Here is an 11,930-nt window from a genome sequence, read left to right as displayed (position 1 = left end):
TTTACCCCCTATTTTATTTCTAAAATGTTTTCACTAGGATAATCAGGTGGCCAAAATATACCATTTAATTTAAAGTACCCCCCTTTTACTCCCATTTTTTTATCTATATAGTACTTACTATATTTAATTTCTCTATCTTGATTTCCCCCTAAACATATATATTGTTTTTTATCTTCAGAAATATCCATTAAAAATGTAATGTGCCCATGACCTGTTTTGTTATTGTTTTGATCATATTTAGTATAAATTAAAATTGCTCCTAAAAGTGGTTTATTAATTCTATTTAATTTACTAATCATTTCTTGAGATGAAGGTGTTTTAAAACTACCTATACCTGATATATCTAATATCCAATTTACAAACGAAGAACACCAAGGTGTTTGTGAGTTTGCATCTATTCCCCCTCCTATTTTATGATATAGTGTAATTTTTCTTTTAAATTCTTCATTTAATCTAACATCTCTTTTTCTACCTTTATATTTTTGATATTCTTTTAGTAAATATTTAATCCAAACTGGTTCATTTTTTTTAGTAGTATCTTCTATTTCATATTTCCCCTCTACATTATTTTTATCTAATAAATATTCTTTTAAAAATATGCTTCCATTTATGTTTTTACCATATTTTTTAAATATTTTATTACCTTTATCATTTTTACTAACACCTATGATAGATGAAAAATATCCATTAATTACTTGATAAATATCTGAAACATCTATTATTCTATTTTCGTCAAAAATGGCTAATTCAAAATCAATTTTTTTATCAACATATTTTGTTTTTAGAAAATACTCCAATATTTTTTTTAATTCAAGCATTTTAATATTTAAAGTTTTAACAAATTTTACTTTGTTATTTTTCAAATCATAACAGTCCTCTATAAAATTAAATGTAAAAATTTTTTCATTTAAAAAATTTATAAGTTCATCTTTACTTTTGTATGGAGAGTTTAATTTTATATCTACTTTATCCTTATTTTCTATAATTTCAATTTTGGAGTTTAGAACATTTTTTTTGTAAGTAGATTCGAGTGATATTATTCCTCCAAAACTGCAATTAATTTTAGAATTTAAAATCAAAGCATTACTTTGACCATACTTTAGATTTGAAACTGGATCCCATTTACTTCCAAATATATTTATACTACATACTTTTGTTGCAACACATGTTGCAAAAGGTAATATTATCTTATCATTTTCCGTTAGTATCATATCTCCTTTAACAAAAGTATTAATCCCTCCAGTAACAAATTTACTTGGTGTAGGGCACTGACTACATTTTACAACTACACTTGCAGTCGCTAGTACTTCTGAATTTATAACCCTATTTTCATCCTCCTTATAAAATGATTTATAGAAAATATATATATTTCTAATTTTCTTAATTTCACAATGTTTTTCTAGACTTATTCGAGTAGGAAAAATGTTTAAAATTTCCATTTTATCCTTATCTCTTGTTTTATCTTTTATATATTCTTCATAGGAATAATTAATCAAAGAGTTTAATTTTTCAAGCAATGTTTTGCTAAATTTAAACTTATTTTTTAGTAAATATATTATTATTCTAGTTATATTTATTTTATTTCCAATTTCATCAAAAACCTCTAACTCATTCTCCTTTAGCCCCTCAACTAATTCATCTAGATATATTATAATAATTCTTACTAAATTTTTATCCCTTAAATCTATGCCATCAAAATTCTTATTATACTTAATTCTATTTTTTAAATATTTAATTAGTATATTATCAAAAACTCTTCTACTTCTTGGATATATTCTTATACCTTTTGAATCAACACTATAACTCTTTTTTACTATATTATTTAAAATAAGATAATCAAGTATTCTTTTATCTCCCTTAACATTTATTTCATCAACATCTTTTTTACCAAAATTTAAATAATTATATTCTGATAAATCGACTTCATATTTTATTCCTAAGTTTTTTAAATTTAGATTAATCATGTCACTTACTTTTGATAAAAAGATATTTTTAGAAATTGATGTTAATTTACTAAAATTACTTTCATTAATATACCTACAACTATATCCCCCTAAACTTTTTTCTAGTACTTCTAATTCTTCTCCTCTATTATTTTTTAGAATTAAATAAATCATATCCTCTGTAAATAATTTAGTATTTTTTTTTGTAATATCTCTAAAGTCATCATAACCTCTTTGTTTAACTATATCCCCTACTTTATTTTCGTCTTGAGTTACTTCTTCATACTTATTCAATATTTCATTTATGTCTTCTTTATCTTTCTTAGAAATTTCTCTATTAGTTGTATTTGAAATATATTTACTTGGATTTTTATCATATTCTGGAGATTCATACTTCTTTTTAAGCTGATTATTTACATTTTCATTGCTTTTTATAACCTTTTTAGGAATCTCATAATTTTCATTACCATCAAAACAATCTTTACCAAAATTCAAAATATCATTATTAGATTTATTGCTATTTTTTTTATTAATCAAATCTAGTATTAACTTTATTATTTCCGGATCTTTTAATTTATCTAATATCGTTGATATATCTGATTTACTATCTTGTCCAAAAAAATCTTTTTTTTCTTCATTAGGTATACTTTCAATAATTTTTTTATCCTCTATATTTTCAATTGGTAATACAACATCCTCTTTTTCAGCAACGAACAAATTATTAATATCATAATTTTCAAATTCCTTAAAATATATCGTCATAGGTATATTATACTTATCTAAATATATATTTTTCTTTTCTTTTAGAAATTCTTTTAAATCTTTAATTCCAAAAACATGTGCTACCGATAGAATACCGGCTAAAGTAATCTTTATATTTTTTAATCTATAATCAGATACATTTAATATATTTGAATTACTTGATTTTATTTTATTAAACTCCACTTCAGTATTTTTATTGATGTATTTCATACTTTTATCCAAATAAAATTCTTGTTCTTTAAATTCATCAATAATATTTATTAAATCATCAACTAATTCTTTAAAATATATAATGACTAACTCATCTTGCATTATATGCCCTTCTTCTGTATAGACTAAGTAGTCAAAATCTGTGTTAGGAAACTTTTCCTCTATTTTTAATCTACTCAATTCATATCTACCAAAAGAAACATCATTTATTTCATTATATGTTTTTATTAAAAATATATCAGCAAGTTTATCAAAAAAATTTGAAATATCAGATGTAATTTCTATTTCTTCAAATTTTTTTAATTCCATTTCCCCCCCTACGATTAATCATTATGTATTTGTTTTCCTTTTAAATGTATATTATTACTACTTAATACATTGATATCACCGCCTTTACTTTTAACGTCAATGATCTTTCCAAAAATTTCTAGATCATCATTTGCCTCAATATATACATCCAATTCAGATGCCAACCCAATTTTTTCTTTAGATGAAAATAACATATTATTTGAATTCAAAGTTAAATTATCAGATAATACTTCAATTTTATTTTTGAAATTTAGATAAAATATGTCCTTATTAAATTTAAAATCTAGTACTTGATTTAAATAATTTCTTTTTTCACCATCATTAAATCTTGAACTATTTTCATTTTCTAAACTCCACGATACTTTCATATTTGATTCATCATTATCTACAAATACTACATCTACAATGTCGTTTATCTCAGGGCTTGGAAATAATCCTGTATTACTCTGAGAATAGAATGTTTTATACGGTATATCCTTATAATTTTTTCCAAAACTTTGTATTTTCCCATATTTTTGAATAAGGAATTCACTAAAATCAACATTCATATATGCTTTTCCATCAATTTCTAAAGTTTTAATTACCTTACCCTTTAAAGAGCTACCAACTATATGTTCATTTTTAACTTTCTTTACTTTAAAATCATTAAGTTTTGAACATGATACTGTGCAGAAATATACGTTATTCTTTAATTCTATTTCTGATTCACATACTATATAGTAATCACCCAAGTATTTAAAAATTTTACCCAAAGAATGAAATTTATTATCTTTAAACCTTATGAGTTTATTACCATTATTAAAAATATGAATAATCTTACACAATTTCTTCTGCCTCCGATAATTTTTCTTCACCAAAAAGGATTATCCCATCTCTATTAATAAAAATCCTTTCATTAAAATCTGATAGCAATCTTACCAAAAATGACCAATCATCCTCATTGTATTGATAATAAACTCTTCCTATCTCCATATCAATATTTTTAGAAATATGATAATCTATGCCATAATCTTTTATTATATCTTCAATTATTTTTTTTACAGGCATATTGGGATCTTGATAAAGCCTTTTTAAATTTTTATTAAGTGATAATTTAATGCTCTCATCTACTCCACTAAGTCTAACAACTAATGTTTTTTCATCTAAATTTTCAAAAAGTATTTCCTTAACTATTCCGTTAAATTTTTTAGTTTCTAACCCAATAATTTCATATTTTACATCTTTGTTGTCTATTAATTTTATTAGATCATTTTTATAATTTGATTTACATGAGAATATAACTATATCTTCTACATGTTCATTATATTTTCCAGTAGATTTGAAGTCATATACAAAAACCTCCTTTAAGTTTATTTCGTTTAAATTAATGTTTACATTTCCCATTCTAATCCCTCTCCTTCTCAACCTCTATTTTATTTTTTTCAAACAAGTTCTGTTTGAAAATTAACATATACTCCCCAATATTTTCCTCATTATATTTTTTGTTAAATTCTTCTATATACATATTATTGAATTTATATTTAACAAATTCATCTTCAGTAAGTATCTCTTTTATTTCTATTTTTCTATAATCTTTTTCTTTAGAAATCCAATGTAGAATTGATCCCAAATTTTTAACACTTTTTTCTCTAACTTTTTTATCATTTGGATCATTTAAAAACTTAATACCTAATGATAAAGTTACCTCCTTATCTCCTAGAACTAAACTTTCATTTCTCGATTTAAAATTATAGCTTAAATCAAATATTTCAGTCTTTTCTAATAATATTTTCTCATTCTCTCCTTCAATTAAAACACTAAAATTAAACATTTTTCCCCCTAAAATACAACATTTTTATCCATCTTAGATACAGATTTATTATCTAGTACTGTGAAGTGCTTTCCCCAATATATTTTGACATTTTCATTTTTATTTAAAAAATATTTTTCAATATAACTTAAATATCTACTTTTTTCCAAACTATATCTATCAGTTACATAAATTACGTAATTATTTTCGTCAATATTTTTATATAGCATATTTTTAGGAAAAACTTCATTTAACATATTTTTTAATACATAGTCTATATTTTTTGTTATTTTGTATTTTAAAATATACTTAGCAACTATATCTTTATATTTTCCTCTAATTTTAAGATCATCAATAATATATTGATAAATTATTTCAAATATTGGTTTATTAACTCTTAAATCCATAGATGCTGCAAGTATATATACAACATTTTTTTCATTTTCAGATAAATCATTAACATCTATAAAGTCATAGAAATCAGGATTTAAACTAGCCACATACTTGTCATAGTCATTGAGATACGCTGAAACGAATTGCATAGTAGAAAAAAATGTATTACTATCAGTTTTTAGATTTTGAATTAATTTTTTATACCCCTCATATAGTCCATGTTTTTTTATGTAATCATATAAAACAAACCATGTAAAATTATAAAAATATGGAATTTTCCTTTCTAAAATGTTTTTTGACATATTTTTATTTTCATTTTAGAGAACATTTCTTCCATTAACTGATTTAAGTAATTTAAAATATCCACTTTAGCAAAGTAATTATTTTTAAAGAAAATCTCTAAAATTATTTCCTCCTTTCCAGTAATATTTTTTTCTGTAATTATCTTAAAATTTTCTATAGCCTCCTTGAAAATAATATTTGAATCAAATAAATTTTTTAAAAAAGTTTCATTAAATACTTTAAAATATCCTGTATATATTTTATTTGAAAATCTCACCTCTTTTTTTATATTATTTATTTTTAACATTTTCCATAATTTATAACCATAATTAGTTGTCCAAACTTTAAGATAATTTCCCTCATTGATTAAACCATAAATTTCTTTTTCTTCATCTACTAACAAATAATTAGAATTTTTATCTAAAGAAAATTCATATTCATAATAAATGTTATTTTCTGTAGGCATTATCTTTTTATTTGCAAAATAGTTTATTTTTTCAATGTTCCAAAAAATAAATTTATTTATTTGAATTTCATCGTTATACTCTAAAAAATCAAAATATATTTTTACTTCTTTATCGTATACAAAATCAAAAATATTTATATTATTTGGTAAAGAAACTATCTTTATAAAATACATCCTTTCAAAAATAAAATTAGGTAAATAATTTATATATAAATTATTTAGAAAAGCATAATTATTTAGTAACTCAATTTTTTTTAAATATCTATTGTCTTTAACAAATTTAACTTTAAGTTGATCAATTATGCCATCTTTTTCAAATTTTAATATAAAATATCTTTTTTCAATTTCATCTCTACCATATTTATCTAAAGATAAATATGCTGTAGCAATATTCTCAATATCCTCCTCTTTCTCAAATTCATCTATCATATTTTCGAAATTTTCTATTTTACTATCTTCAATTATAAATTTTATTTCTAATTCTTTTTTGTCATTTATGAATTTTTTATAATCCACTTCAAATTTCTCTTTAAATCTCGTATGCAAGTTATCAAATTCACAAAGTATTTTATTTATAACATCTATTCTAATATCTATATTATCCTCAATTTTTTTTGAATTATCATTTAAAACTATGTTTTTTTCATGACCTTTAAAGTGCCCCCTCATCTTCACCTCTTTTCTTACCAATAATATACCCTTATTTTATAAATATGTCAATATCTAAATTAATAAAAAAATTATTTTTTTTTAAACGAAAAAAAATACCCTTACAAAACCTAGGTTTTATAGGGTATTTTTATACAAAAAATTTAACCAAAAATGTAAAAATAGTAATTAGTAAACCCGCAATTATTATTCCAAAAAAAATAGAAATAAAACTTTTTTTGAAATCTATATCTAAAAGTGTTGCAGCTAGTATAGCGCTATAGGCACCAGTTCCAGGTACTGGTATTGCCACAAAAAGTAATAAAGCTAAAAATATTCCATTACCACTTTTAGACATAATTTTTTCACCAGCTTTATGTCCTTTATTTAAAATATATGAAAATAGTTTTCCAAATATTTTACTATCTTTCCCTAAAAGCAATATTTTTTTTGAAAAAAAGTATGCAAAAGGTATAGGAATAATATTACCTACAATGGATACTAATATTGAAGGTATTAATGGCAACCCAATTAATTGTGATACTGGTATAGCACCTCTTAATTCAATAAACGGAGTTGCAGATATTATTAGTATATTCAAATATTTAATAAACATAATTTCTCCTTGTATAATATTATTAACTATTTTATCATATTTTTTGTATTATTTCCAATATATTGACATTAGTTATTTTAGGTGTATAATTTTAATGAGGTGTTAACATGAAAAAAGAGACTGAAAAAATTATTTACACACTTGAATATCTAGTTTATGATCAAAATTTTGTAACAGAAATAATAAAAAATATAGAAATTGAAGAATTGAAAAAATTTATTATTTTCGAACTTATCACTTTATACGACAACAACAATTTATTTGAAAAAAAAATAAAATTACTTAAACATATTTGTTATAATAATATTTTCGAAAACATTTTACCTTTTTCAACCGATCTTTTTTTACTTTTAAAATATTATAAACCTTCCAGATTTGAAGATGATGTAAAAAAATTATTAGAAATATTAAAAAATAAAAACATAGAAGAAATATTCTATTTAAATATTTCAAATATATTTTTTTTAGATAACAAATATATATTAAGTGATTATTACGCTTCTAAAATTAAAGAAAAAAATAAATCTGAAATATTTTTAAACGCTTTATACAATAGAATATTTTCTAATTTCCATCTAAACAAAATAACTGTAATGAAAAAATTAAAAAAAATAGTTAAAATTTATTTTAATACTAATAGTATAAATGTATTAAAAAATGAATTTATTCTGAACATTTTATTAAGAGACTATACTAAGGCATATAAAATTATTAATACACTTTCTAAAAAAACAAAAAAATTTGAACATCAATTAGATTTATTTATTTTAGCTATATATCTTAATAAAAAAAATATAGTAAAAAAATACTCTACTATTTTTGAGAACAATAGTGAAACAACCTTTATAGAAAATGTTAATTCTGCTATTGCAATTCTTAAAATACCACAAAGATATCATTTAATTATATTTAATGTTATAGAAAATATTACCTTTAAATATAATTAATATTTGAAATATTACAAAAAAGTATGATATAATTAAATAAATTGGGAGTGTTTTGGTTTTGACAATATAAAAAGGGTTTAATTAGCAAGTAGAGATGGTATACTCTTAAAACACCACAAAAAATAATTGGAAAAAACAATTTTGCTTTAGCTGCGTAGTTCAGCTAACGTTACTATTTATAGTGCCATTATATAATTGGTAACGTCACTTTTAATGGCTTACTAAATAAGATGATTATAATTATTTAGGAAATAAAATAATCTCGCAAATAAAATTTTGTGCATTTAATATTTATTTGTTAAAAAAATAAATGTAATAAACTTGTAGAATTTTAGGCTTTGTTTTTATGTTGGACACGAGTTCGATTCTCGTCACTTCCACCATTTTTTTTAGGAAGGCATTTTATGAAAAAAGACGGAATATTTGAAACGGTTAAATCATTTATAGATTTTCATTCTAGAAAAATAAGATTAAAGTTAATTTTTTATTCACTATTAACAGGAGTTATTACTGGAACAATAGTATCAGCTTATACTTATTTACTATCCAAAATAACTATATTTAGAAATAATTTTATAGGAAATAATATTAACTTATCCTTACCTTTAATTATTTTATTATTTATTGTTGTAGCTATGATAATACAATATACATTAAATAAGTATCCATTAATTTCTGGTAGTGGTATACCTCAAGTTATGGGTCTTATACAAAAAAAGGTTAAATTTAATTGGTTCCCAGAGTTAATTACCAAATTTTTCTCTGGATTACTTGCAATATTTATTGGATTTTCATTAGGTAGAGAAGGTCCATCTATTCATTTAGGGTCGCTTGTAGGTGAGGGTGTAAATGAAGTAAGTAAAAGAACAGAAGTTGAAAGAAAATATTTAATTACATGTGGTGCAAGTGCTGGTTTAGCAGCTGCTTTCAATGCTCCATTAGCTGGTGCAATATTTGCAATAGAAGAATTACATAAATTCTTTTCACCAATTTTGTTAATTTGTGTATTAATTGCATCATTATTTTCTAATTTAGTCTCTAAGTTTTTACTAGGTACTAAACTATCTTTTGAATCATTTAGTTTTATATCACCTGTAAATTTTGTACCTAAAGAAATACTGCTACACTTAATACTTATTTCAATATTAAGTTTTATTATGGTGTTACTAGCAACAATTTTTAATTACTTTATTATTAAATTTAAAGATACATATACAAAAATAAATTTAAGTCCATATACAAAAATGTCAGTAGTTTCTCTACTTTCGCTGCTAATAATTTATTTTTTACCTGATATAACAGGTGGTGGACATCATATTATAGAACATCTATTAGACTATAACTCTACTTTTAGACTACTTGGTTTAGTGATGATAGGTAAATTCTTTTTTACTATGTTATCTTATTCAACTGGTGCTCCTGGAGGTATATTCCTTCCATTATTAGTTATTGGTGCATTAGTTGGTAAGATCTATGGATTATTTTTAGTTGGTACATTTAATTTTTCTCAAGAATATATTACTCTATTTGTTTTAGTAGCAATGACATCATATTTTACAGCAGTCGTTAGAACACCTATAACAGGTATAATACTAATTCTAGAGATGACAGGAAATTTCTCTAATTTATTCTCTTTAGTTATTACAGCTGCTATTACATACGCATTCTCAGAATTATTAAAACACAATTCTGTTTATGAAGAATTATTTGAAAATATGTTCAAAAAACAAGACGAAGAAGCACAAACATTTGAAAAAAATGAAAAAATAGTTACTATAAAAATACCTGTAATGTCTGATTCAAAATTATCTAATAAAATGATTAGAGATATTGATTGGCCACAAAATTTATTAATTATAGGTATTGAGAGATCAGGAAGTTCACAATTTATACCTAAAGGAGATACTGTATTAAAAGATTCAGATATATTAATTTTACTTACCGATGAAAATACATCTAAAAGATATATGAATAAATTATCTGAATTAACAATAGAAAATATTGATATTCAAAATATTTAAGGAGGAAAAATATGGAAAACTTAGTATTAATGACAGATTCATACAAAGCATCACATTATTTACAATATCCAGAAAATACAACATATATTCACGACTATATTGAAAGCCGTGGAGGTCTTTATGGTTATACTAAGTTCTTTGGCTTACAATATTATTTAAAAAAATATTTAACTCAAAGAATTACTATGGAAATGGTAAATGAAGCAGAAGAAGTATTAAAAATGCACGGGTTACCTTTTAATAAGGAAGGTTGGGAATATATCGTTAATGAGTTAGGTGGTAAAATTCCTCTAAGAATTAGAGCATTACCTGAAGGTACAATAATAAAAAATCATAATGTTTTAGTAACAGTTGAATCAACTGATAGCAAGGTTCCTTGGGTTGTGAGTTGGTTTGAAACATTATTACTAAAAGTTTGGTATCCAATTACTGTTGCTACTTATTCATATAAAATAAAACAAATAATATTATACTATTTAAACCTTACATCAGATAATGTTGAAAGTGAAATAGATTTTAAACTACATGATTTTGGATATAGAGGTGTTTCTAGTGAAGAAAGTGCTGGTTTAGGTGGTTTAGCTCATCTAACAAATTTTAAAGGGACAGACACACTTAAATCTTTATTATTTGCCAGAAAATATTATGATTGTGATATGGCAGGATACTCTATTCCGGCTTCTGAACACAGTACTATGACTTCATGGAGAAGAAACCATGAAACAGATGCATATAGAAATATGCTAAAAAAATTCCCTACTGGTTTAGTATCAATAGTTAGTGATAGTTATAATTATTATAATGCAATAGAAAATATTTTCTCTAAAGAATTAAAAGAAGAAATATTAAACAGAGATGGACTTGTAGTACTTAGACCTGATAGTGGTGACCCTATAACAAATATACTATTTACTTTAAAAATAGTTGAAGAGAACTTTGGTGTACAAATAAACTCTAAAGGTTATAAAGTTCTTAACAATATTAGAATCATTCAAGGTGATGGTATATATGAAGACAATGTATGGGATATTTTAAAAGCTGTAAAAGAAAATGGTTATTCAGCTGAAAATATTGCATTTGGATGTGGTGGTTCTCTACTTCAAGGTAATAAACAATCGAGCATAAACAGAGATACACATAAATTTGCTATGAAATGTAGTTGCGTTAAAATAAATGATAAATTAGTAGATGTATACAAAGATCCAATTACAGACAAAGGAAAAGTAAGTAAAAAAGGTAGATTAGACTTGATAAAAAAAGATAATGGTGAATTACAAACTATAAAAATATCTCATTTAGATGAAAACAATTATCATCCAAATTCTGTATTAAATCTTGTATATGAAAATGGTGAATTATTAAAAGAATACACTTTAGATGAAGTTAGAGAAAACTCTCATCTATTCTATACACCGGAAAATTTAAATTCTAGATTATAAAAAATGGGGCTGTTCCGAAATAAACAGTCTAAATAAACAAAAAAAGCCAGAAATAAAGCTGGCTTTTTTTGAACTAAAAACACGCATAAACATTGATAAAATCAC

Annotated in this window: 10 protein-coding genes and 1 other RNA gene; 4 read left to right on the top strand and 7 right to left on the bottom strand. The window is 23.2% G+C overall.

Annotated elements, in window-relative coordinates; translation table 11 throughout:
* Positions 1–8: 8 nt before the first annotated feature.
* The 7 genes from AYC60_RS03760 to AYC60_RS03730 all read right to left on the bottom strand — a co-directional run bounded on the left by AYC60_RS03760 (position 9) and on the right by AYC60_RS03730 (position 7,418).
* On the bottom strand, positions 9–3,224 hold the full coding sequence (locus AYC60_RS03760) for a PAAR-like protein (RefSeq protein ID WP_067321455.1): 3,216 nt from the start codon (positions 3,222–3,224) through the stop codon (positions 9–11).
* A 14-nt stretch (positions 3,225–3,238) separates the two neighbouring features.
* The gene (locus AYC60_RS03755) at positions 3,239–4,048 is read right to left on the bottom strand and encodes a hypothetical protein (RefSeq protein ID WP_067321453.1); all 810 of its coding nucleotides are present in this window, start codon (positions 4,046–4,048) and stop codon (positions 3,239–3,241) included.
* A complete protein-coding gene (locus AYC60_RS03750) occupies positions 4,041–4,607 on the bottom strand; it encodes a hypothetical protein (protein WP_067321450.1) in 567 nt (188 codons plus the stop codon). Before AYC60_RS03750 ends, AYC60_RS03755 begins: the two co-directional genes overlap by 8 nt.
* Before the next feature lies 1 nt (position 4,608).
* Positions 4,609–5,034 (bottom strand): hypothetical protein, encoded by a 426-nt coding sequence (locus AYC60_RS03745; protein ID WP_067321447.1) that lies wholly within the window; start codon positions 5,032–5,034, stop codon positions 4,609–4,611.
* A gap of 8 nt (positions 5,035–5,042) precedes the next feature.
* Positions 5,043–5,708, bottom strand: coding sequence for a hypothetical protein (locus AYC60_RS03740; protein ID WP_067321445.1), 666 nt, complete (start codon positions 5,706–5,708; stop codon positions 5,043–5,045).
* Entirely contained in the window at positions 5,690–6,823 is a 1,134-nt protein-coding gene (locus AYC60_RS03735; RefSeq protein ID WP_067321443.1) for a hypothetical protein, read from the bottom strand. Before AYC60_RS03735 ends, AYC60_RS03740 begins: the two co-directional genes overlap by 19 nt.
* A 130-nt stretch (positions 6,824–6,953) precedes the next feature.
* Positions 6,954–7,418, bottom strand: a complete 465-nt coding sequence (locus AYC60_RS03730) for a COG2426 family protein (protein WP_067321441.1) — start codon at positions 7,416–7,418, stop codon at positions 6,954–6,956.
* A 107-nt stretch (positions 7,419–7,525) separates the two neighbouring features.
* Here AYC60_RS03730 and AYC60_RS03725 point away from each other — a divergent pair, with 107 nt between their 5' ends.
* From AYC60_RS03725 to AYC60_RS03710, 4 genes are all read left to right on the top strand, one after another.
* A complete protein-coding gene (locus AYC60_RS03725) occupies positions 7,526–8,365 on the top strand; it encodes a hypothetical protein (protein ID WP_067321439.1) in 840 nt (279 codons plus the stop codon).
* 43 nt (positions 8,366–8,408) lie between these two features.
* Positions 8,409–8,748, top strand: a transfer-messenger RNA (tmRNA) gene (gene ssrA / locus AYC60_RS03720).
* A gap of 21 nt (positions 8,749–8,769) precedes the next feature.
* The gene (locus AYC60_RS03715) at positions 8,770–10,386 is read left to right on the top strand and encodes a ClC family H(+)/Cl(-) exchange transporter (RefSeq protein ID WP_067321437.1); all 1,617 of its coding nucleotides are present in this window, start codon (positions 8,770–8,772) and stop codon (positions 10,384–10,386) included.
* Positions 10,387–10,397: 11 nt separating this feature from the next.
* Positions 10,398–11,825 carry a nicotinate phosphoribosyltransferase gene (locus tag AYC60_RS03710; RefSeq protein ID WP_067321434.1) on the top strand — a complete coding sequence of 476 codons (1,428 nt, stop codon included), beginning with the start codon at positions 10,398–10,400 and terminating at the stop codon, positions 11,823–11,825.
* Positions 11,826–11,930 lie beyond the last annotated feature (105 nt).

This window comes from Streptobacillus felis (assembly GCF_001559775.1).
In the GTDB taxonomy this organism is placed as follows: domain Bacteria; phylum Fusobacteriota; class Fusobacteriia; order Fusobacteriales; family Leptotrichiaceae; genus Streptobacillus; species Streptobacillus felis.
Note: the sequence above shows the minus strand (reverse complement) of the source record. Positions and strands in the feature narration are given on the sequence as shown.